This window comes from Sphingobium sp. TKS (genome assembly GCF_001563265.1).
Lineage (GTDB): Bacteria > Pseudomonadota > Alphaproteobacteria > Sphingomonadales > Sphingomonadaceae > Sphingobium.
In genome coordinates this window covers 142,893-164,231 of sequence record NZ_CP005085.1, presented here as the reverse complement: position 1 = coordinate 164,231, position 21,339 = coordinate 142,893, and the positions used below count along the sequence as shown (strand labels likewise).

The window sequence follows — 21,339 nt, the reverse complement described above, 5'->3', positions numbered from 1 at the left end:
TAGCTTACTAAGTATCATACCGGATGGGGGGCATATCCGCCTTCAGGCTATTCTCAAACTCTCATTCATCAATTGTAGCGCAGTCCGCTTTAGCAAGTGCGGCTAGGGCGACATTTTAAGGATAACCGGATCAGCATGAAAGGATTTGTCAAAAACATCGAGAAGATCACCGAGGAAAACGAAGATTTCCGTCGTGTGCTTTACACAGGCCAGAATCTGCAGCTCGTGTTGATGGCGTTGCGACCCGGGGAAGAGATCGGCCTCGAGGTCCACGACGACCGTGATCAATTCTTCCGCGTCGAACAGGGCAAGGGAGAGGTCGTCATCGATGGCGTCCTAATTCCGATCAGTGGCGACGACGGTATCATCGTGCCTGCTGGCGCCCGTCATAACATCATCAACACAGGCGAAAGTCTGCTCCAGCTCTACACCATCTATGCGCCGCCTGAGCACAGGGACGGCGTCGTTCATGGCACCAAGGGCGATGCCGAAGCTGATCACGAGCATTTTGACGGCCGAACGACCGAATAGGAGCATTTCGCCGTGCCCAGCACAGCTTTGCTATTGTTCCGCATTTTCGGATCGGGGTGCGCCCGTCGTCGCGCATTGCCGGGCCACATGGGCGGTCTACGCACGACAATGGCTGAAGCGCCTACAAGAAATCTTGTCCAGCGTGGTCATCGAACATCGCTGCGTCGCGGACATATTCCGCCACCGTTTCGAGTGACTTGTGCCTTGAGTGATCCTTCATCTTGAACAAATTCGCGCGATCCGCTGCGGCTTGGGTAAGGAAGCCTGCGCGCAGGGAGTGCGCCGAATAGATAGTCTCGTCCAAACCCGCGGCGGCGGCGGTCGCCTTGACCAGGCGGGCCACCGTTTTGTCGGTGATCGCACTGATGGTCAAAGCGTCGGACCGCGTCAGCCTTCGGAACACCGGACCGATCGGGGGCCTCCCGCTGATGGGATCAGCCCGATCGAGCTCCGCTGCCGTGAGCCAGTCTCTGAGCAGCGCAACAGGGCGAATGAACCGCCCATCTGGAATAGCAATGACTTGGCCATGGCCCTCCTGGTCGCGCTTGGACTTGGGAATTGTAATGCGCAGCCCCGCTTCGACGAACTGGAGATCGGAGAGCTGCATGGCGGCGAGCTCGGAGCGCCGCAGCGCGCCCGCCATTCCCACAGCCAGGATCGCCCGATCCCTTAAAGCTCGCAGGCCCTCGCCCTCAATCGTCGCGAGCATGGTCTTCAAGACGTCGGCCTCCGCTGGCGCCTTCTGCTTCTTCTTTCGCGCATATTTCCGGCGGACGCCGGCCATCATTTGCGCGATGACGCCGGCACCGTCGCGCGCGATGGGCGAGGCGAAACCGGACTCCTTGTGGTGATGGTTGATTGCCGCGATCCTGCGGCCGATTGTGACCGGCGCTATGCCTGCTTCGGCTTCGACATGCGCGAACAGCGCGACGACATCAGGATGAGCCGGCAATGCCTCGACATTGCGCGCTTCGCAAAAAGTGCAGAAGCGATCCCAGTCCGACGCATAGGCCTTTTGGGTGGAGTTCGCCTTGGCAGCCGCAAGCGTCTCGTGCGCGCCCTCGATTTCAGCAAGGAGGTCGGCCGGCAAATTGGGGGAGAGGGGGAGCAGCGCACGCGACATCACGCCGGCGCTCCCTTCGCAAGCTGATCGAGCTTTGCATGGAAGAATCGTTCGCTCCACAGGCCAAGCGACTTCGCCTCCGCCGGGCGCAGGAACCGCTCGACATCGGCCGCCGCCTCGGCCCAGTCGATCGCCGCGACCTTCGATTTCAATGTGTCGATGAGCCACGCACCGTCGATTTCCAGCGCATCCTTGCCCGGCCATGGGCCGGCTTGCAGCAGCGCTGATCTGAGCAATGGCAGATTTGGATAGACGCGGTTTGCGACATACCAGGAGAAGTCGAACCAGTCGCACCCCTTTAGATAGGGCCGGCAGAGCAAGGCGTGGATCTTGAGCGCGAAGTTGGAGCCGAGATCCTGGTGGCGCACCTCGTAATCGGCGGGAAAGTCGAGAAATGTGGATGCCTCGGCGGAACCCGCGGGGGGATTGGTATCGATCCCGAGCGTGATCCTGAGCGTCCGGGAGGGGCCAGAGCCGGCGAAGCTGAGGTTGAGCTGGCTCGCGATCGAGCTGTCCTTGAGGGTCGCTTCCCGGATGACCCTGTCCATCTTTTCTTTCGGCTGCGCTTCGAGCTTCAAACCGAACTGGCCGAAGACCTCGACGAGCGTGGCGAGATAGGGCGCCCATTGAAAATCGGGACCGGGCGCGCGCAGCAGGAAATCAAGATCCTCGGAGAAGCGGGGAAGGGCGTGGAGGATGCGCAGGCTGGTCCCGCCGTGGAACAAGGCGACATCAAAGAAGTCCGCGCGCCACAAGGCGTAAAGCGCGATCTCCTGGATGATCTCCTTGGTCGCGTTTTCTTCCTCGACTGCGTTGGTCGTCCCGTAGTCGCGGAGCTTTTTCTGGAGCATCTCAATCATCAATCGAGCCTCCCGCCGCAGTGAGGCGCCGGGGGCGGACCTCATTTTCCAGCGATCGCAGAAATGCGTTCACACCCTTGTGCTTGTAGACGCTCTTGAGCACCGCGAACTCCTTGCGCTTGAGGACGCGAAGATGGTCCTCATCGATACGCAGGCCGCCCGTTAGCCAGTCGAGATCGGTCCATTGCTGTTTGCGCAAGGCGACCAGGTCGAGAAGAGCGCGAAGGGGGCTTGCGACGAAAGCGGTGAGGGCGCCCAGCTTGTGCCGCTCGACACTCACCAGGAACTGATACTCATGGAGGGCAAGCGGATGGAAGGTGAACCGTCCCATGGTCGGGGTATCATAGGCCAGTGACTTGCGGGCAGGGGTGACACTGGCGGTTGCATGAACCGCCTCGGGAATCCAGCCATGGTGGGCGAGGGCGGTCTCGAATGAGACATAGCTTCCGGGCAGGAGCGCCTGCGCGACGGCAAAAGGATGGATCGGGTCCGGGCGATAGGACTGGCCGAGCAGATAGCTCCCGCGCTTCAGGCGAATGAGCGAGCCGTCCTTGATCGCCCGGTTGACTAGCGCGTACCGGCGTCCTTCGCTCCCGCCAAGCGCCTCGCCGAGCTGCTGCTCGTCGAAGACGCGGCCGACGAGGTTGCTGGCAGAAAGGGCGGAGGCGAGGGCGCTCATAAAATTCTAGATACTTCCAAAAAATGAAAGTTTCAAGAATTTTATATGGGAAGGGGAGGGCGCCGCTATTCTCCACTTGGCGGATGATTTGTCGTGTACGTGCCTATCATTGCCGATCCCGGAGGGCAGCAGATGAATGAGCTGGTCTTCGGCGTAGAGGGACAATACGGCACGCGGGTCGAGGCCCGCGGAGCGAACTCCCGCCAGGGTGTTTCCCGCCTCGATGACCGCCCCGACCAAGATATCGGCGATCTGCACCGCCGGGCTAGTCCTAGAATCGACCTGAATGAGTTGCGTGAGCTGCAAGGGAAACCGAACCCGCGCGGCCGCCGACATCCGGAACTCGGCCGCCTTCTTATGATCGGCCAGACGGCGGATGAGGTCATGATAGGGCGCCAGGTTCTTCGATTGGTCGTGTTCGACCCGGTAGGGCCCGGCAGCATAGCGGGTCGCCACAGACGCTTCCATACATGTCTATGGCGACATTTTATATGTCCGAGAATCGCATTTATCGGACATAATGGCGTGGCGTTTCTACTATCAGTGTCCGGTCTGTCGCTGATCGGGGGATCGTCTGATGGCTCGGTGCAGATCGCCGTTTTGGCGAGACGGACCGGCCAGAGGTTTCCGATATTCTGAGAGGAACAGCCACATTTCTGAAAAAATGCCGTGCTGCTCATTTACGAACCGAGCGTTGCCGATCCAGCCTACGGGACGGACGGGCTGCTTTTTCGCTTTCCCGAGAAAGAACCGAGGGTTTTTCGCCGCGGCGGAATGGTTTTAATCGTTGCCGCATATTCTGCAAACAGGACGATCAGTGCTCTGACGGTTCCGTCGGTAACCGTGCCGGTGAGCGGGACGAAAGCAGCCCCGGAAAGGAAGAATATCCAGAAGATGCCGCGGAAAAAGCCCGATGAGCGGGCCGGTCGGTCAGGATAGAGCGTGGCGTTGACCAGAGTTGCGACAACCCATCCCCACATGAAGACGGAAAAAACCAGGCCCTTCTCTGCCGTCAGGCCATAATAGGTCGCATGGCAGGCGGCAAAGAACCACAATGCGCGGTATAGCGCATATTGTGACTGCCGTGTGAGTTGGCAGACGAGGATGATAGGCGGATGGAACAATGTCGTTCCCAGCCAGACATCGAGGCGGGAAAGCATGTTCATGCCCGGCTTCCACGATGTGGAGATGCCGATTGTCGAAATAGCTTCTTGTCTATCTGGGCCGCCACTCTTTCCGTCTTCCCAGCCATTAGATCAGTGTTTGTGCCGAAGGCGTCCAATCGCCCGAAAGCAAGGACATATCCTCGAGTGCGATGGGTGCAAGAGAGCTTTGGCGGTCCGCCATCTTTTTGACACAGCTCTGCTTGGACGGCGCAGACTATCAATGCGAAATGAACACCGGCAAGCGCGGCCCGTCCAGGATCGAACGGGTCACCCCGCCCAGGACAAATTCGCGTACGCGTGAGTGTCCGAACGCACCCATGACGAGCAAATCGTAACCGTTCCGTTCGCAATAGGCCTGAAGAGAGGCTGCCGCATCCTGCCCCTCGAGCGGGACGTCGATGGCCTGCGCTTTGATGCCATGATGTTCCAGGTGAACAATGGCGTCCTCAGCGGCTGCCGCTTGCGTCAAATCCTTCTCGCCGGTGATCTGCACGATGGAAACCGCTTTTGCGAGCCGTACCAGCGGCAGCGCATCGGCCAAGGCTCTTGCTGCGACACGGCTGCCATCCCAGGCGATCGCGATCCTCTCAGGATTGAGTGCCTGAACGTGCGGCAACAACAGGACAGGACGGCCTGACTCAAAGATCAGCCCCTCGGCGACAGCGACGGATCCGCGATGCCCGTAAACCGGGACCACCGACAGATCGTGGGTTCTTGCCCTTACCGCGAATTGCCAATGGGTGACCGTGCCCGGGCAGTTGATAAGGAACGCCTCTCCCCGATGTGTCGCAGGCATCCGGGATGCAAAGGCGGTGACGAGCGCATCGGCGTTGTCAGCGCTCTTCCTGTTTTCTCCTGCGATAATGCCATCGACGTCCAGAAGCGAGTTTGCCAGCCAGTTCGAAAGCGGAGAAATATGAACCTTGCAGACGCCGATCCCAATCTTGGCCTCGAGGCGCGCAGCAAGCTCCGCCATTCTGTCGAGGGCCCAGTCAGGCGTCGGTTCGGGATGGCTGTTGGCCTGCAGCAGAATGTCACGCACGTCCCTTCTCTCCTCTCGTCTGCATTACAAACTGGCTGAGGTTCTCCCAGCCTTCTGTGAACAGGACCAAGCACCGCAAGCGGCTGGATTTGACTCTGTGGTCTAGGCCGGTTCCCGTGTGGTTGACCCGCTTGCCTGACGGCGCCGGGCGAAGATGTTCAGCGCTTCGACAGCGGCGGAAAAAGCCATGGCCGCATAGATATATCCTTTCGGGACATGGGCTCCAAAGCCTTCAGCGATAAGGGTGGTGCCGATCAGCATCAGGAATGCCAGCGCAAGCATGACCACGGTCGGGTTCTGGCCTATGAAGTTCGACAAGGGCGTGGCGGCCAGCAGCATGACGCTTACCGCGGTCACAACGGCCACCACCATGATCGCAATATTGTCGGTCATGCCTACGGCCGTGATGATACTGTCGATCGAAAAGACAAGATCGAGCAATATGATCTGCCCGATTGCCGCGGCAAAGCCCATGCCGACGCTCTTGGTGTCGAAGAGATCATCGTTCGGCGCGGGATCGATATTGTGATGAATTTCCTTGGTCGCTTTCCAGACCAGGAAAAGGCCGCCAGCGATCAGGATCATGTCGCGCCATGAGAAACCATGACCAAAAGCCTCGAACACCGGCTGCGTCAGTTGGATGATCCAGGCAATGGATGCGAGCAGCAGCAGGCGCAAGCCCAGCGCCAGCCCTATGCCGATCCGGCGCGCCCGCGCGCGATGCTCTTCGGGCAGCTTGTTGCTGAGGATCGAGATGAAGATGAGGTTATCGATGCCCAGCACGACCTCCATCACGACAAGCGTCGCGAGGGCGGCCCATGCGGCAGGCTCGGTCGCGAGCGCCGCGAAACCTTCCATCAAGGTCATCGAGCGGCTAACCGGTTGACACGTGCGCTCATGGTGCGCGGATGTTCAGCAGGCTGGTCGGGCATCACAGCATTCCTCGTTTGACTCTGTCGAACGAGTGGCTCGCCATCTGTCCTGAAGGACTTTTTTATGGACCGGCATCGAGCGCACTCGATGCGGTCCGACATCACAGTCGCCGTAAACGACCGTCAGAGGGGCCCGGCCCGCACACCAGGAAAATTAAACCAATTGGAAGTAAATGCAAGGGCGCGCGGCATAGCCACGCCAACTTTGGCCGGCGATGTCATTGGCGCCGGGGCAAGATTGGACGCGGATGACAGGTGGGAACCAGCGCCGCTGATACCATAAGCTAGCGTCACAATCGCTGTGCTCTCGCGCTTATCGGCCCCTCGTGCCGGGGCGTTGGGACAAAGAAGCCCCTCCAGTGAGACGGGGAGGCCGGAACTGCCTCCCCCAAATGAAGCGTCTTGCCAGGCGGCTTAGATCATGTTTGCAGGCAGCCGCCCTCTCGCATCTGACCGCTGGCTATTCTCTGCTGGCGCAGAGCCGGCGCCGCAGTCGCCCGAACTCTGCGACACCACGCTGGGTTTCGCGCCGGATCCGTTGGACATGATCTGTACCGATTTGCTGCAATAGCTACCGCCCTCGCCTGTCATGACATAGCTGTAACGCACCGTGCCAGAGGGCATGGTCCGCGATGCGAAGGTCATTCCATTAGATTGTGCCAACGCAACCGTCTTCATGGTTTCAGCCTGCCGCATCATGGCAGCAAAGGTCCGGTCCATTTCAAGAGACATGCGTTCCAGCATCGTGAAGGGCGCGGAATGGAAGGGATGCAGCCAGACAGGCGTGAGATGCGCGTCTGGTATAATGCGCGCGCCCTGAGCGATATCGCCGGTATAGGTGATCTGGATGAGAGGTTCGTCAGGAAGGTCTACGGTCATCATCCGGCCGTCATTTGAGGCTGCCATCGCCGCACCAGTGGCAAAACATGCAGCAACGCCCATCAGGGCGACTGAACGAAGCGCTTTGCGCATCAATCATCCTCCGATCTGATTAAGGGGAGGTGCATGTCTATCGGTTCAAGCTGAACGCGAGATGAGCAGAAAGAAGGGGGTGCTCGATGGCTTGCGCCATCCGTCTGGCTTACGGCAGCTTATCAGCTTCACTCTTTGAATTTGGCATACAGGCAACTGGGTCACGATATCGACGGGCGCGCCTTGGACATGAGCTGCCGGCTGTGCTGGCCGGCTCAGCGCGCCTCAACGAGGAATTTCGACGAGGCCGAAGTCTACCCTGGCGATCAAGCGGACACGGGCAGCACGATAATGTTGCGGACACCGTCGGGCAGTAGCTCGAAACTCGTTTCCGCACTCAACTGATAGGGCAGTGCGTGCTCGAGGAGCTCCAGTCCATAGCCACTGCGGCGTGGCAGCCCATCGGCAGGCGGCATTGTCACCCCGCTTTCAAGCCAATCGATATAGAGCCTGGAAACTGATCCCCTGCCCGGCTCCAGGCGCCAACAGATCTTGAGGCGTCCGCTATCCTGGGACAACGCACCATGTTTGGCCGCATTATGGAATAGTTCGTGTAACGCGAGGGCGAAGGTCTGTACCGTTCCCGATCGCAATCTGATGTTGCGAGGCCCTGTGAGTGCGATTCTGCCCTGCGCATATTCCCGGGGAACAGTAAGGGCGTCGATTTCGTCTTGGACGAGAGCGTCGAAGGTGATCCGGTCGCCATCTTCAAGGCGTGAAAGGAGGCTGTTGACCCGAGCCAGGGCGCCAAGACGGTCATCAAAGCGCTGCCCAAACTCAACCAGGCTGTTGCTGCCATGAAGGGTGCGCTGCGACAGGGAGCGCACGACACCAAGCAGGTTTCGCGTCCGATGCTGGAGCTCAGCAACGAGAATGCGCAGACGTTCGGCGCTTGCCTTCGCGTCCGTTATATTTTCGCTGATGCCGCCCAATCTGACGACCTGTCCCCGGTCATCGATCATGGGGAAAATTGTGTCGCGCAGCCAACGTGTCCTCCCATCTGACCCGCTCCTGATCCTGAATTCCCAGGTCACATTCGCGCCGCCGCAGGCGCTTCGGATCGCATCAAATAGGCCGCCACGATCTTCGGGCAGGACCATCCTTGCCCATTTCCTCAGATTGGATTGCCCCAAAGCATGTGCGGCAGGCATATCATAGACATGGTCAAAGGCGGCACTGGCATATTCCAGCCTGAGCGTCGCAGCGTCCCTGATCCAGAGCACGTCGCCAGTGGCATCGCCAAATTGCCTGAAGCGTTCCTCGCTGTGATGCAGCGCCCTTTCCGCCTGCCTTCGCGCCGTGAGATCGGCAATCACGATCAGAAGGTGGCCTGACCCATCTCCTAACGGCGTCACGTTGCTGGTCGTCCAGACTGGGCGGTCCTCTGACCTTAAAAAGCGCGTCTCGACCTGACGGGTTTCCTGGGCCGATCCTGCCTCTCCCAACGCCGCAAGAGCAGGCGCGAGATCATCGGGATGGACGATCTGCCGTAGCTCAAGCGTCAGCAATTGGGCGCTGCTGCGGCCGAGAAGCCGACAAAATTCATGATTGACGCGAAGGATGCGCCCTGGACCATCGACCTCCGCGAGACCCAAGGGAGACTCCCGGAACATGGCCGCCAGTCGCGCTTCAGCCTGCTCGCGCGCCTTCTGCTCTTCAAGGCGGATGGTAACATCACGCTGAACTGAAACCCAAGCTTTTACCGTCTCCGCATCATCCAGCAGGGGATTTATAACCCATTCGACGATATAGCTGCTGCCATCCTTGCGGTAATTGACAGTCTGGGCGGCAAAGCTTCCCTTCTCGCGCAGGGCGATCTTCAACTCTTCGAGGATGGCCCGGTCCGTCGCTGGCCCCTGGAGCAGGCGCGGCGTTGCGCCCACAAGTTCGTTGACGCTATAGCCCGTGAGCGATGCCATGGCCGAATTGGCGAAGAGGATGACGGGCCCCGGAGGATCTAGTGCCGGTGCCGTGATCAGCACTGCATCGCCGCACGCCTCCATCGCTTGCTTGAAGAAATCCCGTTCCATGAGTGGATCGGCTGCATGCGGGCAGTCTGTGGTCGACGGCATGATGGCTATCCTTGCTACCCGTGATAGCAGATTAGGGGCGCTCCGGCCTGAGATATTTCGCTACCTCGTCGAGTATCGTCTGGTTGCGATAGGGCTTGTCGAAGACCGCCTGGAAAAGTTCAGGCCGTTCGCGGGCAATCGACCCCTGCGCGCCGCTTACAAGGACGATCGGCAAATCGCACAGGGCTTCGTCGGCGCGAACAGCCTCGGCAAATTCCAGCCCGGTCATGGCGGGCATCATGAAATCCGTGATGACAAGACCCGGCCGCCTGGACTGGACAGAATCCAGCGCCGCCTGTCCGTTTGAGGCTGTCTCCACCTCATATCCTTCATCCTCAAGAATATCGGCGAGCATCATGGCGAGAAGGAATTCATCGTCGACTACAAGGATATGCGCCATGTTCAGTTTCCCTGATTCCTCCCGTGCGGCGGTCAGCCTTCACCGGGTTGAGGATGAGGGGCAGCATGGCGGGTGCCGAGCGCTTCACCGATGACGAGGCCCTTGTCAGCGATGTAGGTTGCGTGGACTGCCGGATCGAAATGGCTGTCGCGCATTTTCTGGACCGAGACGGTCCTGAGGAGACTGTGATCCTCTTCGAAAAGCCGCAGGAGGATCATGTTGTCGAGAATGGCGGATATTTCCCTTGCAGGCGCTGAGACGTCGGAACCGACCATCTCGCGAATTTCCCAGGTCGCCATCGTGGTAACGCCGCTCCCCCTCAACTGATCCATCAGATTGGCAAAAAACTCCACCAGCCGGGGCCGATGCACGCAGGCTCGCTCGAAGCCGCCCAATCCGTCGATGAACAGCCTCTTGACACCGAGAGAGCAGACCCGATCAAGCAGCTGATGCGCCAGCTTGTCGACGATATTGTCGACCAGCGGCATGCGGTCGATCGCAAGCGTTGCGCTGTCCTGGGCAGCGAGGCGGATGCCAAGCGCTGCTGCCTTCGCGCGCAGCCTGTCGGGCGTTTCGAAAAATCCAAAATGAAGCCCTGGCTCAGCCTCCTTCGCCTGGGACAGAAAGTGAAGGCCTAGCGTCGTTTTCCCGCTCCCGGTGGGGCCGGCAAGCAAAGTGATTGAACCTTTGGGAAGTCCGCCGCCGAGCATCCTGTCGAGACCCGCGACGCCCGTCGGAACCCTGACTTCAACCCTCGATGCTGCCGCGCTCGCCGGAGGAGAGAGCGTCTCGATACGCGGATAGACTGTCACCCCGGCATCATCGATCTCGAACTTGTGCAGGCCGCCCAGAGCCTTGCTCCCCCGAGACTTGCGCACCTGGATCTGCCGGACCGTGCGTACCCCAGCGAGCGTGTCGGTGAGTTCGAGGACGCCGTCCACCATGGTATGTTCCGGGCTGATCGCGGTGACGCTGGAACTGGTCAGGAACAGCACCGTGCAGCCCACGAACGCGGCCTGGCCCTGCACCTCGGCGACGAATGTCTTGACGTCGAAATCGGTGTCGGCCCGGTCGCGGGCGTTCAGCAGCCCATCGAAGATGAGCAGGGAGGCGTCCTGGCGCTTGGTCTCCCTGCGCAGCAGCTTGACGACGGCATCGAGCCCTTCATCCCGCAGCGTCTGGAAGACGCTGATATAGGTGATTTGCGCGCCGAGCCTGCTGCGATCAAAGAAGGCCAGCGGTTCAAGGGCCTGGAACAGCCGCTCGTGGCTTTCGGAGAGGAGCGTGACGTAAAGGACGCGGCCGCCCTCTGCGACATGAGAAAAGGCGATCTGGTTGGAGAGGATGGTTTTCCCTGCCCCGGGCTGTCCCTGGATGATATAGGATGCGCCGGTGAGAAACCCGCCCGCCAGAATCTGGTCCAGGCCTTTTATCCCGCTGCGCAAACGGGCTGTTTGATCCATCGAGATTATCTCCTCCAGGCGATCGTCCCCTTCTCCTACAGTCACAGTGCCGTCGGTAAAGAGAAAAGCGGCGCGCCCCCCGAGACATGCGGGAAGGCTCGTCCCGCCGGCCGGCGGGGCCGATCCCAGCGGATCGTCGGCTAACCGCCCGCTCGCCCCAAGGCTTACCGCACGACAAGCACCGGAATATCGCTGTGGGTGAGCACCTCGGATGCCTTGCTGCCGAGCATCAGGCGGCCCAATCCCCTTCGCCCATGCGAAGCCATGACAATGAGACCGCAACCGCCTTCCCTGGCGGCCGCGATGATCGCCTCGCCCACCTCCGCGTCAGGAACATGAAGCGTTGCGGCGGTCACTCCCAGCGCGTCTGCGGCTTGCTTGGCGCCAAGAAGGATGCCGTCGGCCGCCTGTTTCTGGCCCTGGGCATATTCGCTCAGCGCCGCATCGCTCCAGGCAAGGTCATAGCCAGCGCCGCTCGAGAAGACCGGAAAGCGCTCGGTCACAGTGACGATGATGACATCGACGCCCAGCGCCTTGGCGAGGGCAAGGCCGTGATCCACGCCCTTTTTCGCGAGGTCCGATCCGTCCGTCGAGATGAGAATCCGATCATACATGGGCGTTCCTCTTCCTGTGGTCTGTTCATCTTGCGCCAAGTTGACCGACATGCCGTGCCTTCGTCAAGCGCCGCCGGCGCGTCGGTTTGCGCCGATATCCGCCCGCGCGCGAAAACAGGGACGAGCGCAGCCACGCGGCAGATTGTCCGAGGGATCAATTGTTCAGCCTCTCCTCAAAATCGCCGACTGGAGGAGAGGGGCCCTTTGCGCTATCAAGTTTCACCTTGCAGGGATGGGCAGAGGACACGGGCATGGAGATCGCCGTTTTCAGTTCGCGGTCCTATGATCGAAGCTTCCTTGAAGCAGCCAATGCCAAGGGCGGCAATCGGCATCATCTGCAATTTCTCGAAGCGACACTCACCTTGCAGACGGTTTCGCTCGCCGCAGGCAGCGATGCGATCTGTTGCTTCGTCAACGACAGCCTTGACAGACCCGTCGTCGAAGCGCTCTCCCGGCTGGGTGTGCGCCTCATCGCCTTGCGCAGCGCGGGTTTCAACCATGTCGATCTTCAAGCGGCGGAAAGCGCGGGCATCCGCGTCGCGCGCGTGCCCGCTTATTCCCCTGAGGCGATTGCCGAGCATACGCTTGCGCTCATCTTGTGCCTCAACCGGAAAATCCACCGCGCTTATGTCAGGGTGCGCGAAGGGAACTTCGCGCTGGATGGTCTCCTGGGCTTCAACCTCTGTGCGCGAACGGTCGGCATCGTCGGGACAGGCAAGATCGGCGCGGCACTTTCGAAAATCCTCTCCGGGTTCGGCTGCCGGGTCGTTGCCCACGACCCCGTCCCCAACCCTTCCCTGGCTGACATGGGGGTGGAATATCTCCCGCTCGATGATCTTCTGGGCGCCGCCGACATCATCAGCCTCCATTGTCCGCTGACACCTGATACCCATCATATGATCGATAAGGCAGCGCTTGGCCGCGTCAGGAACGGCGTCATGCTCATCAACACAAGCAGAGGCGCGGTGATCGATACACGAGCGGTGATCGAGGGGCTTAAGTCGGGGAAGATCGGGTCGCTTGGCCTTGATGTCTACGAGGAAGAAGGCGACCTGTTCTTCAGGGATCTGTCCGGCCAGATGCTGCAGGACGACGTCTTTGCCCGGTTGCTGACCTTTCCCAATGTGTTGATTACCGGCCATCAAGGCTTCTTCACGCAGGAAGCGCTCGAGGCCATCGCTGATGTGACCATCGAAAATGCTTCCAGTTTCGAGACCTGCGGCCGAGCGGCTTATCCGGTCGGAACCGAGCGACTGGCCTGACCTGCCCGCCGCGTGGAGGCGTGCCGGCGAGGCCCTGGTGTCCGGGATTTCCTATCCCCATTTTCTTGATCGATTTATATCGACGCTGCGACCCGAGGGCTCTGCGGTAGTAACCAAAAGAACCCTTCAACTGTCCGCCCGCCGCATGGCGGGCGGACTTTTCCGATCAATCGAGATCGTGGCCCCCGCTGCAGATGCGCTACTGCGCGGCTAATTCGGAGCCGAAGGATGTTGTCCACCGGCGGCCCCTGGGTGGAGCGCGTTTCGCACCGTCTCAGGCACGGTATAAACCGCATGTCGTCCTGCGCCGCGATTTTCGTGGTCAACACGATAGCCTTGATAATGGCGTTTGATGAGTCCGGCCCGCACAAGTTCGGACACCGCGCGGCTGACAGCGGTCATGCCGCTATCTCGGATCCGTTCGCTGACCTGCGTTTCCACGAACCTTTCGGCCTCCGCGGGATCTAAGGGCAAGGCTCCGCTGGCCGCCAGCGCGGATCGCAGCTTGCCGATGGTCGCGCGGCGCTGGTGATGCCGGGCGGCGCTGGGGGCGATCGTGGCCGCGAGCCATTCGCGGATGGGGACAAGCGCCTCGCCGTCCCGGACGAGGGGGCCGGCCTGCCCGTTTGATCGAGCGACGCGGGCGATGAGATCCAGCACCATGAAGGTGTAGCGTGGCCTGCTTGAATGTTTCGCTATGGCATGGACGACATCCGACAGCCCCGCTTCTGGAACGAGATCCGATACAGGGCGGCGAAAGAGATCTTGTTGCAGCATGGAACGAATCAAGCACAAAGCCCGATTCTTGTGAATCCCCGAAATGCGGATCGGTCGTCAAACAAGTCGTTTTGCCATCTGTGTCACTTTACCAGGATGGCGGGGTAAAGTGACACAGATGGCAGGCTGAGTGCTCTTGCCGGTTCGTGATCATTCGTGAACTTGCGATAGAAAATCCATACGGAACCAGCGCTCTCCCCGCTCAGATCTGGTGGGCGCCAGGGTTCCGCAAGGCCGCGATGTCGTGCCTGACCCGTTTCATGGGTCTAAGCGTGGCGCTGCCGGCAGCTTCAGGCTATGCAAGCGAGCATCATGACGGGAAGGATGAGCTTCGATGACGAATAGCGACCTTGCAGACTATCTTGCCAATGAGACCGGCTCCACCAAGGCGGACGCCCGCAAGGCGGTCGATCTTGTCTTCGAGGCGATTGGCAGCGCTTGCGCCAGGGGAGAGGAAGTCAGCGTCGCAGGATTTGGGAAATTCAAGGTCAAAGACGTCGCCGCGCGCGATGGACGCAACCCGGCCACGGGCGAAGCCATCAGGATCGCAGCGTCACGCAAGCTCGTCTTCGCACCGGCAAAAGCTACAAAGGACAAGATCAACGGCTGACGCGCATCGGGAAACGGCGCCGGACATCGAACCCGACCGTACATCCGCGGCGGAGCTTGGCGCCGTGCGGGCATCGCCGCGCCCGTTGTTCCACATCACCGCTGACGCCATGCTGCCTGCGGCGCCGGGTATGGCTATGGTCGCGCCCCGCGATCCTCTGGCGCTGCTGCTGGAGGAACTCCTGGAGGCGGCGGATTGCAGCATCATCCCTCCACCGGCCCTCGCACCGGATGGTCCCTCAGCGACCAGGGCGTTTGCGGCCCTGCGGCGGGCGAGCGCCTTTTTCGAGGTAGCAGCCGGCGCCAGCCTCGCCGATCACTTCTGGACTCATGGCTCGGCCTTGCGGAGCGGTGAGGTTGCTGCCCGGCTTCGCGCCACTGCGCGGTGCGGGAGGCCGGTCCAGGGTTTCCTGGCCCTGTACGCCACGGATATCTGCTCATCATTGCTCTACAGCCCGAACGCGATGCCCGTTCGCGTTCGTACCCGGATATCCTTCCAAGGCGACGCAGGAGGGCCCTTTTTAGCCCTGATCGCTTGCGAAGCAGATCCGGTAGGCCGCGTGCAAGCCATTGCCGGCCATGCGCTGCCCATTTATCACGGCCGCCGTTTCATGCCGGTCCGCTCGCCGCTGGACCGGGATGTGCTGCGCGCACTCGAACATCTCCAGGTTGCGCTCGATGCCCATGGTATCGAATGCTGGATCCAGCGAGCCCGCTTCCCTCAATCGGAAGCTGCTGCGCGGTACAACATCAGGATTTGCGTTCCCGGTAAAGCAGAGCGACAGTTCATGATCGCCGTCGATCCAGGCGGCTTGGCTGGTGACGACAGCGCCCCGCCCGCGGACTTTCTCGTCGATGCCGGCAATTGGGCAAACGGGACGTTCATCGCCTGGCTCACTCGCACAGTTTCCGGCTAAGCGCCTCATATTTCTCCAGTCTCGCGCGCCCTGTCGGCCCCTGAAGTGCGCACAGGAACAGGACGCTGCCCTGCCCGGGCAGCGCTTCGGGTGGTCCGGAGTAGGCCTGCGGCTCCGCTCTGGGATCAACCAAGCTGCGTAAAGACTTCTGCGAGGATAGGCGCCATACGACGGATCTCCTCCCGATGGGTGGCCGACAAGGCGTCTAGAAGCGCATAGGCTCGAGGAGTCAGGCGAAGAAGCGCCCGCCGCTTGTCATCTGCGGCCTGCTCTCGCCTGATCAGAGCCAGCGCCTCGAGCCGGTTGACGAGGCCGGTCGCGCTGTGCGGCTTGAGGATCAGCCGCTCTGCGACGTGACCCACCGTTGCCTTGTCGGGGTCGCAGCCCCTGATCGCCAGCAAGGCCTGATGCTGCTGCGGCGTCAGGCCCACAGCTGCCGCCTGCTCCTCGCTGAAGGCCTGAAATCTGCGGATGGCGTGTCGAAAGGATGCAAGCGCTGCATAATCGGCGTCGGCAAGGGTTTCGTTCTTCTGCATTCCGGTCTCATACTTGATTTATATCGTATTGCGACATAGGTGGCGGCATCAATCTTCCAGGATCAGTCCAGAACATGCATCCCACCTTTCAAAGGGCCGCTGACGCCAAACTTGCCGATCACAGTGTTGACCGGCGCATGATCATGCTTGCAATCATGGCTCTTGTCGTCGGCTCGGGCGGAGCCCTGGGCGCCTGGATACTTGTAAAGGCGATCGCGCTTGCCACCAATTTCTTCTGGTACGGCCGCCTGTCTGCGGGCGAGAGCAGCATTGCCGATGCCTCTGCAGGCTGGATGATCCTGTTCATTCCCGTTCTCGGCAGCCTCATCGTCGGGCTGATGGCACGTTTTGGTTCGGACAAGATCCGCGGACATGGCATTCCTGAAGCGATTGAAACCATCCTCTTCGGGGAAAGCCGCCTGTCGCTCAAGGTCGCGTTGCTCAAGCCGCTGTCCTCGGCGATCTCGATCGGCAGCGGCGGCCCGTTCGGCGCTGAAGGGCCGATCATCATGACCGGAGGGGCCATCGGTTCCCTCTTCGCACAATGTTTTCATCTAAGCGCGGCGGAGCGCAAGACATTGCTCGTCGCCGGCGCGGCGGCCGGCATGACGGCCATTTTCGGCACGCCGCTCGCGGCCATCCTGCTCGCCGTGGAGGTCCTTCTCTTCGAATGGAAGCCGCGCAGCTTCGTGCCGGTCGTGACCGGTGCCCTGATCGCCTACGCCTGGCGTCCCTTGCTCTTCGGGTCGGGCCCCATGTTCCCGATGACAGCAGCCCTGCCCGGCGAAAGCTGGGATCTGCTCGCTTCCGCCGGCATGGGCGTGGTCGTCGGACTCCAGGCGACCTTTCTTTCGACATCGCTCTACCGGATCGAGGACCTGTTCCATCGCCTGCCCGTCCACTGGATGTGGTGGCCCGCCATCGGCGCCGTCGTCGTGGGCCTGGGCGGCCTGATAGATGCCCACGTCCTGGGTGCCGGCTATGCCAATATCGAGGGCCTCCTCAACGCTACGTTGCCCTTCAAGGTCGTCGCAGCGCTCCTCCTCGTCAAGGCCATCGTCTGGCTCGTGGCGCTGGGTTCAGGAACCTCGGGCGGCGTGCTGGCTCCCATCCTCATCCTGGGCGGCGCCGCAGGCTTCCTGATGGGACAATTTCTTCCGGGCGACCCGGGCTTCTGGGCGATGGTCGGAATGGCCGGGATCATGAGCGGCGCGATGCGGGCGCCCATGACCGGAGCGATCTTCGCCGTCGAACTTACCGGCCAGTTCCATGCTATTCCCTGCACGGTCGCGGCTGCCGGCAGCGCCTATGCGATCAGCGTCCTGCTCATGCGACGGTCGATCCTGACAGAGAAGATAGCGCGGCGTGGACGGCATATCCTGCAGGAATATACGGTCGATACCCTCGATATGCTCCAGGCGGGCCAGATCATGAGCCCCGACCCGGCCACATTGCCCGGGACGATGACGCTCGAGAGCGCCATCGCCTTTTTCGAGCGCGATGCCGTTCACCGCAGCTACCCTGTGATTGATGCTCATGGGCGGCTGCTAGGACTGGTCTCGCGCTCCGACGCCCTGCGCTGGCAGCTGGAGGGCCGGCGCGACCAGACTATGCTGGCTGACGCCGTGTCGGACGCTGCGCAACCTGTCGCCTATCCAGAAACGCCAAGCGGCGCGGTTGCGGATCTCATCGTGAGTTCCGGCATCGGTCGCATCCCGATCATCGAGAGGGAAACGCGCAGGCTCCTGGGCATCGTCTCCCGCCAGGACCTCCTCAAGGTCCGCAGCGCAAGCCGACAGACCGAAATCGGCCGCCAGGCGCATATCCTTCCTGACCTTCCGCTCCGGCGTGGATGGCGGCGGGAATAGCTGAAAAGCCGCGCGCCGGGGCAGCGGCGTGGTCGCAGCACCGATCCGCTATCCCGGCTGAGCGCCCTCTCCGCTCCCATACGGCTAATTCTACTCGGTTCGGATGATGGCTCTGGTGACATCGCCCATCAGGCGCATGCGGACGGGGATCGGCTGGCGCGTGCTTGCGATCATGACAGAGACGGCATAGCGGTGGCCGTCAGGCGAGTTCAGGATACCCACATCATTATAGCCGGTCGACAGATTGCCAAGATCCTGACCCGTGCCGGTCTTGTGGGCAAGCGTCCATCCAGAGCGAAGTCCTGACCGCAGGCGCAATGGCCCCGTCCTGCTCGCGCGCATCAGAGAAAGAAGATGCCGGGTGGAGGCAGGTGTCAGCAATTCACCGCGCTTGAGCATCGCAAGACCAAGGGTGATGCCATTGGGCGATGCGCCGTCATAGGGCGCGGCGAGATAGCGCTTGAGGGCTCGGTCCCGCGCTGCATAGCTCATGGCCGCCCGCGCCTTGAGGAAGCCCCAGCCTCCGGCCCATTCGGGGCGCCATGTGAGACCGGCGGTCTTTGCCTGCAGCAACCGTTCACCAGGACCAAAGCCAACCCCTGAAACCCCCTTTCGCGCCAGCATGGTGCGGATCGCGCTGGGTCCGCCCACTTTCCACAAGAGCACATCGTTGCAACTGTTGGCGCTGCGCGTCATGGCTAGCTCGAGCAGCTTTCCGATCGTTGTGTGATACCCCGACTTCGTCACCAATGGCCGGATCGGCTGATGAAAGACGGTCAGATCGGATCGCCGTACCGTCACCGGATCGGACAGCTTGAGCTTGCCGCGATCCACGGCATCCATGACCGCGATCGCGACCCATAATTTGCTGACGCTCTGCTGCGGCAGCGACGCGTCCCCATTGAACGACACGGTCCATCCTTCGTCGATGTCGCGAACGGAGATGCCCACTTTTCCCTTATACGCGCTCCCCAGCCCCTGAACTGCATTGAGGAGGTCGGCTGGAGGCTGCGGCCGCGCCGGCTGTGAGGGCTGTGGCGCCTGCACGGTGGCGACTCTGGTGGGCTGTGCCGGCCTTGCCGCCTGCACGCGTTCGCCCGCCGGAACGCAGCCTCCAAGGAAGGCGAGACCCAATGCAGAACTCAGGACCATTCGGCTCGATGGAAATCTGGGCAACGGGAAATCCTTTTCTTTGCAATGCGTTGTGAGAGGCAGGGCCTACCAGCCCTTCGCAAGTGATCGGTTCATCGCTATAAAAGGGGCGTTCAGCGCAGAAAGCTTCATAACTGGGCCCAGTGGACGCTCTGGTCTGGCAACATGCGAACCTCGCCAGAGGGTAGCGGGGAGAGAAACTGCCTCTCCCGCCCGACCCCAATCCGATCAACCTTTGTCTGAGGATATTCATGGTCAGAAAAGCTTGTATTCCAGCGCTGCTGCTCCTTGCCGCCCCTGCTGCGCTCGCGGCCGCGGGTGCGCCCGTCCCCAACATGAACGGGACCCTTGGCACAGCCTTTTCCAACCGGCAGATCCATGCCTATGCATCGACCCTGCTTGAAATCCAGAAAATCCGCCAGGCCGTCTCGTTTCGCATCGACAGCCTCCCACAGGACAAGGCGGACCTTCTCCAGGAGCGTGCGAAGGCGGAAATGATGCAGGCGCTGAGCCGGCACGGCCTTGATGTCGCCACCTTCAATGCGATCAGCAGTGCGGTCGACAAGCAGCGTTCCCTGCGCCGCGAGGTACGCCAGTTGATGATGGAGGAAAAGCTTTCGATCTGAATTTCTCATGCATTCCACAGCATTCAGGAGATTTGAAAATCGGCATAATCCACGATTTCCGCGTTGAAACAAGACATCGCGCCCGCAGGAGCTGGGGATTGTTCCAGGCAGCTTTCATCTTTCTGGCCTGTGGCCTGCCGGTACAGGCCCACGCCCAGCGAGGCATCATGGGCCCCGACGCACAGGCTTGCGAACAAGGCGCCGGTCCCGCTTTCCTGGTGCAGGTTCGCGGCTTCAAGAAGAGCGCGGGCGATCTTAGGGTCCAGATATATGGCAGCGATCCGCAATCGTTTCTCGCCAAGGGAAAATGGCTGCGGCGGATTGATCTGCCCGTAAGCAATGTCCCTTTCATGCCGGTTTGCGTCAGTCTCCCCGCGCCAGGCGCTTACGCGGTGGCTGTTCGCCATGATGTCGATGGTAACGGTAAATCGGGGTGGAACGATGGTGGCGGGTTTTCGCGCAATCCTTCCCTCTCGCTGTTCCACCTCAAGCCTGCCTTTGCAAAAGTCGTGGTCAGTGTTGGCACGGAGGTGAAGAAGATCCCCATAGTGCTGAATTACCGCCGCGGGCTCTCGATCCGGCCGATTGAGGAGTGAAAGGGCCATAAGGCCCGCAAGGAGATGATATGAACCGCACGTTTCTTGTCATGACGCTGTCAGCCCTGCTGTTGCCGCTCTCCCCGGCTCTGGCTACCGCGCCGCTTAAGGAAATACCCGCCTTTTTCTCGGGCGAACGCCTGTTCGAGATATGCTCCCATCCCAATTATGGTCAGTGCTCGATGTATGTAGCCGGCGTCATCGACGGTATTTTCTACGCTGACGGAGAAGATGGACGCCAGGGCCTGTGCCGCATGGAGATGACCAATCAGGGCGCCGCCGAATTGGTCCTCAGCCGCCTGGAATCGGACGAAGCGCTGCGCGGCCTGTCCGCGGCGGCGGCCGTTCATGCCGCGGTCGCCGACAGCCTGTCCTGCGCTTCTACCCGGGTTATCGCGGCGACATCCTGACGGTACGGTCTCATCTGGAGAGCGGCAGTCCTTGCTCGGGCGAAATCGGGAGCTGGTGGCTTCCGCGGGACGCGGGGTGCACGAGATGGCGTTCCAGGGGCGGCCGTGAATTTGACTTGGGCAGGCCCCTCTGACAGGATTGCGATCATGAGCATTTGGGTTAAATTCTGGCATTTCCGCCACAATGGAGGGCAGCTTCTCGCGGGCGCCTAGCCCCGGGTTCTGGTGCAAATGCCCCGGGCTCGGGGCAGATCGATGAAATGATGTTCGCAGCCATTAGGCCGGCGACCCCTCACTCTCGAAAGCCAGCGCCATGACCAGCCGCATATATTTGAAGCGCCCTCCGGTCCGTCTCATCGACTCCGAAGCCGATAATCTGACCAATCTTGCACTCTCGGCAGCAGAGCGCGGGATGCAGGCGGGCAAATTGCTGCTTGACGAAATAGCCCGGGCCGAAACGGTCAAGGCAGACCGTCTTCCAGCCGACATCGTCACCATGAACTCGATTGTGGAATTCCAGGATGACACGAGCGGGAGCAGCCGCACGGTGCAGCTTGTCTATCCGGGAGACGCCGACATTTCGGCGGGGCGTATCTCGATCCTCACGCCTGTTGGCGCAGGTCTCATCGGATTGGGTGAAGGCCATGTGATCGACTGGCCCGATCGCGACGGTCGCGAGCGGCCACTTGCCATATTGAAGGTTACGCAGCCCGAGCGGATCTAGGCCCTGCC

24 protein-coding genes are annotated in these 21,339 nt (G+C 61.0%); 9 read left to right on the top strand and 15 right to left on the bottom strand.

The features are described from left to right. The first annotated feature begins 135 nt into the window (after window positions 1-135). Window positions 136-531: a cupin domain-containing protein gene (locus tag K426_RS25975; protein ID WP_066564156.1), complete on the top strand. Its 396-nt coding sequence runs from the start codon at window positions 136-138 to the stop codon at window positions 529-531. A gap of 121 nt (window positions 532-652) precedes the next feature. Here the strand turns inward: K426_RS25975 and K426_RS25970 are convergent, their stop codons facing one another. From K426_RS25970 to K426_RS25915, 12 genes are all read right to left on the bottom strand, one after another. After that, window positions 653-1,654, bottom strand: coding sequence for a site-specific integrase (locus tag K426_RS25970; protein WP_066564154.1), 1,002 nt, complete (start codon window positions 1,652-1,654; stop codon window positions 653-655). Further along, complete coding sequence (locus K426_RS25965) at window positions 1,654-2,514, bottom strand: nucleotidyl transferase AbiEii/AbiGii toxin family protein (RefSeq protein ID WP_066564153.1); 861 nt, start codon at window positions 2,512-2,514, stop codon at window positions 1,654-1,656. Before K426_RS25965 ends, K426_RS25970 begins: the two co-directional genes overlap by 1 nt. Beyond that, the gene (locus K426_RS25960) at window positions 2,507-3,193 is read right to left on the bottom strand and encodes a type IV toxin-antitoxin system AbiEi family antitoxin domain-containing protein (protein ID WP_066564152.1); all 687 of its coding nucleotides are present in this window, start codon (window positions 3,191-3,193) and stop codon (window positions 2,507-2,509) included. The genes K426_RS25965 and K426_RS25960 overlap by 8 nt, the downstream gene beginning before the upstream one ends. A gap of 6 nt (window positions 3,194-3,199) precedes the next feature. Beyond that, window positions 3,200-3,649, bottom strand: coding sequence for a hypothetical protein (locus tag K426_RS25955; RefSeq protein ID WP_145907778.1), 450 nt, complete (start codon window positions 3,647-3,649; stop codon window positions 3,200-3,202). A 251-nt stretch (window positions 3,650-3,900) separates the two neighbouring features. Next, entirely contained in the window at window positions 3,901-4,359 is a 459-nt protein-coding gene (locus K426_RS25950) for a hypothetical protein (protein ID WP_046765024.1), read from the bottom strand. A 217-nt stretch (window positions 4,360-4,576) separates the two neighbouring features. After that, window positions 4,577-5,401, bottom strand: coding sequence for a universal stress protein (locus tag K426_RS25945; RefSeq protein ID WP_046765025.1), 825 nt, complete (start codon window positions 5,399-5,401; stop codon window positions 4,577-4,579). A gap of 102 nt (window positions 5,402-5,503) precedes the next feature. Continuing rightward, window positions 5,504-6,259, bottom strand: a complete 756-nt coding sequence (locus K426_RS25940; RefSeq protein ID WP_046765283.1) for a TerC family protein — start codon at window positions 6,257-6,259, stop codon at window positions 5,504-5,506. A 488-nt stretch (window positions 6,260-6,747) separates the two neighbouring features. Beyond that, complete coding sequence (locus K426_RS25935) at window positions 6,748-7,305, bottom strand: hypothetical protein (RefSeq protein ID WP_046765026.1); 558 nt, start codon at window positions 7,303-7,305, stop codon at window positions 6,748-6,750. A 266-nt stretch (window positions 7,306-7,571) separates the two neighbouring features. Then, window positions 7,572-9,377: a PAS domain-containing sensor histidine kinase gene (locus tag K426_RS25930; RefSeq protein WP_052757477.1), complete on the bottom strand. Its 1,806-nt coding sequence runs from the start codon at window positions 9,375-9,377 to the stop codon at window positions 7,572-7,574. Window positions 9,378-9,408: 31 nt separating this feature from the next. Continuing rightward, window positions 9,409-9,777, bottom strand: coding sequence for a response regulator (locus K426_RS25925; RefSeq protein WP_046765027.1), 369 nt, complete (start codon window positions 9,775-9,777; stop codon window positions 9,409-9,411). 32 nt (window positions 9,778-9,809) lie between these two features. After that, window positions 9,810-11,240, bottom strand: a complete 1,431-nt coding sequence (locus K426_RS25920; RefSeq protein WP_046765028.1) for an ATPase domain-containing protein — start codon at window positions 11,238-11,240, stop codon at window positions 9,810-9,812. Window positions 11,241-11,404: 164 nt separating this feature from the next. Next, on the bottom strand, window positions 11,405-11,854 hold the full coding sequence (locus tag K426_RS25915; protein ID WP_066564140.1) for a universal stress protein: 450 nt from the start codon (window positions 11,852-11,854) through the stop codon (window positions 11,405-11,407). A gap of 251 nt (window positions 11,855-12,105) precedes the next feature. Between K426_RS25915 and K426_RS25910 the strand changes: the two genes are divergently transcribed. Then, window positions 12,106-13,116 (top strand): 2-hydroxyacid dehydrogenase, encoded by a 1,011-nt coding sequence (locus K426_RS25910; RefSeq protein ID WP_021243687.1) that lies wholly within the window; start codon window positions 12,106-12,108, stop codon window positions 13,114-13,116. 210 nt (window positions 13,117-13,326) lie between these two features. On the opposite strand, the gene K426_RS25905 is transcribed toward K426_RS25910, so the two are convergent. Further along, window positions 13,327-13,893: a hypothetical protein gene (locus K426_RS25905; protein WP_066564137.1), complete on the bottom strand. Its 567-nt coding sequence runs from the start codon at window positions 13,891-13,893 to the stop codon at window positions 13,327-13,329. 334 nt (window positions 13,894-14,227) lie between these two features. On the opposite strand from K426_RS25905, the gene K426_RS25900 reads away from it, so the two are divergent. Both K426_RS25900 and K426_RS25895 read left to right on the top strand, forming a co-directional pair. Next, complete coding sequence (locus K426_RS25900; protein WP_021243689.1) at window positions 14,228-14,503, top strand: HU family DNA-binding protein; 276 nt, start codon at window positions 14,228-14,230, stop codon at window positions 14,501-14,503. Between the two features lie 64 nt (window positions 14,504-14,567). Next, the gene (locus tag K426_RS25895; protein WP_237230203.1) at window positions 14,568-15,419 is read left to right on the top strand and encodes a hypothetical protein; all 852 of its coding nucleotides are present in this window, start codon (window positions 14,568-14,570) and stop codon (window positions 15,417-15,419) included. 125 nt (window positions 15,420-15,544) lie between these two features. Here the strand turns inward: K426_RS25895 and K426_RS25890 are convergent, their stop codons facing one another. After that, a complete protein-coding gene (locus K426_RS25890) occupies window positions 15,545-15,955 on the bottom strand; it encodes a MarR family winged helix-turn-helix transcriptional regulator (protein ID WP_046765032.1) in 411 nt (136 codons plus the stop codon). A gap of 74 nt (window positions 15,956-16,029) precedes the next feature. On the opposite strand from K426_RS25890, the gene K426_RS25885 reads away from it, so the two are divergent. Further along, complete coding sequence (locus K426_RS25885; RefSeq protein ID WP_046765033.1) at window positions 16,030-17,823, top strand: chloride channel protein; 1,794 nt, start codon at window positions 16,030-16,032, stop codon at window positions 17,821-17,823. A 90-nt stretch (window positions 17,824-17,913) separates the two neighbouring features. Here K426_RS25885 and K426_RS25880 read toward each other — a convergent pair whose 3' ends face one another. Further along, window positions 17,914-18,774, bottom strand: coding sequence for a serine hydrolase (locus tag K426_RS25880; protein ID WP_237230202.1), 861 nt, complete (start codon window positions 18,772-18,774; stop codon window positions 17,914-17,916). Window positions 18,775-19,226: 452 nt separating this feature from the next. Here K426_RS25880 and K426_RS25875 point away from each other — a divergent pair, with 452 nt between their 5' ends. The 4 genes from K426_RS25875 to rnk all read left to right on the top strand — a co-directional run bounded on the left by K426_RS25875 (window position 19,227) and on the right by rnk (window position 21,331). Continuing rightward, the gene (locus K426_RS25875; RefSeq protein ID WP_066564128.1) at window positions 19,227-19,601 is read left to right on the top strand and encodes a DUF4168 domain-containing protein; all 375 of its coding nucleotides are present in this window, start codon (window positions 19,227-19,229) and stop codon (window positions 19,599-19,601) included. A gap of 98 nt (window positions 19,602-19,699) precedes the next feature. Continuing rightward, on the top strand, window positions 19,700-20,197 hold the full coding sequence (locus K426_RS25870; protein WP_021243696.1) for a DUF2141 domain-containing protein: 498 nt from the start codon (window positions 19,700-19,702) through the stop codon (window positions 20,195-20,197). 29 nt (window positions 20,198-20,226) lie between these two features. Next, the gene (locus tag K426_RS25865) at window positions 20,227-20,607 is read left to right on the top strand and encodes a Rap1a/Tai family immunity protein (protein ID WP_021243697.1); all 381 of its coding nucleotides are present in this window, start codon (window positions 20,227-20,229) and stop codon (window positions 20,605-20,607) included. A 313-nt stretch (window positions 20,608-20,920) separates the two neighbouring features. Further along, window positions 20,921-21,331: a nucleoside diphosphate kinase regulator gene (gene rnk / locus K426_RS25860; protein ID WP_021243698.1), complete on the top strand. Its 411-nt coding sequence runs from the start codon at window positions 20,921-20,923 to the stop codon at window positions 21,329-21,331. Window positions 21,332-21,339 lie beyond the last annotated feature (8 nt).

Excerpts from the sequence above, each read along its gene's own strand:
- K426_RS25975 (WP_066564156.1), top strand. The coding sequence starts at position 136 with ATGAAAGGATTTGTCAAAAACATCGAGAAGATCACCGAGGAAAACGAA.
- K426_RS25970 (WP_066564154.1), bottom strand. The coding sequence starts at position 1,654 with ATGTCGCGTGCGCTGCTCCCCCTCTCCCCCAATTTGCCGGCCGACCTC.
- K426_RS25965 (WP_066564153.1), bottom strand. The coding sequence starts at position 2,514 with ATGATTGAGATGCTCCAGAAAAAGCTCCGCGACTACGGGACGACCAAC.
- K426_RS25960 (WP_066564152.1), bottom strand. The coding sequence starts at position 3,193 with ATGAGCGCCCTCGCCTCCGCCCTTTCTGCCAGCAACCTCGTCGGCCGC.
- K426_RS25950 (WP_046765024.1), bottom strand. The coding sequence starts at position 4,359 with ATGAACATGCTTTCCCGCCTCGATGTCTGGCTGGGAACGACATTGTTC.
- K426_RS25940 (WP_046765283.1), bottom strand. The coding sequence starts at position 6,259 with ATGGAAGGTTTCGCGGCGCTCGCGACCGAGCCTGCCGCATGGGCCGCC.
- K426_RS25935 (WP_046765026.1), bottom strand. The coding sequence starts at position 7,305 with ATGCGCAAAGCGCTTCGTTCAGTCGCCCTGATGGGCGTTGCTGCATGT.
- K426_RS25930 (WP_052757477.1), bottom strand. The coding sequence starts at position 9,377 with ATGCCGTCGACCACAGACTGCCCGCATGCAGCCGATCCACTCATGGAA.
- K426_RS25925 (WP_046765027.1), bottom strand. The coding sequence starts at position 9,777 with ATGGCGCATATCCTTGTAGTCGACGATGAATTCCTTCTCGCCATGATG.
- K426_RS25920 (WP_046765028.1), bottom strand. The coding sequence starts at position 11,240 with ATGGATCAAACAGCCCGTTTGCGCAGCGGGATAAAAGGCCTGGACCAG.
- K426_RS25915 (WP_066564140.1), bottom strand. The coding sequence starts at position 11,854 with ATGTATGATCGGATTCTCATCTCGACGGACGGATCGGACCTCGCGAAA.
- K426_RS25910 (WP_021243687.1), top strand. The coding sequence starts at position 12,106 with ATGGAGATCGCCGTTTTCAGTTCGCGGTCCTATGATCGAAGCTTCCTT.
- K426_RS25905 (WP_066564137.1), bottom strand. The coding sequence starts at position 13,893 with ATGCTGCAACAAGATCTCTTTCGCCGCCCTGTATCGGATCTCGTTCCA.
- K426_RS25900 (WP_021243689.1), top strand. The coding sequence starts at position 14,228 with ATGACGAATAGCGACCTTGCAGACTATCTTGCCAATGAGACCGGCTCC.
- K426_RS25890 (WP_046765032.1), bottom strand. The coding sequence starts at position 15,955 with ATGCAGAAGAACGAAACCCTTGCCGACGCCGATTATGCAGCGCTTGCA.
- K426_RS25885 (WP_046765033.1), top strand. The coding sequence starts at position 16,030 with ATGCATCCCACCTTTCAAAGGGCCGCTGACGCCAAACTTGCCGATCAC.
- K426_RS25875 (WP_066564128.1), top strand. The coding sequence starts at position 19,227 with ATGGTCAGAAAAGCTTGTATTCCAGCGCTGCTGCTCCTTGCCGCCCCT.
- K426_RS25865 (WP_021243697.1), top strand. The coding sequence starts at position 20,227 with ATGAACCGCACGTTTCTTGTCATGACGCTGTCAGCCCTGCTGTTGCCG.
- rnk (WP_021243698.1), top strand. The coding sequence starts at position 20,921 with ATGACCAGCCGCATATATTTGAAGCGCCCTCCGGTCCGTCTCATCGAC.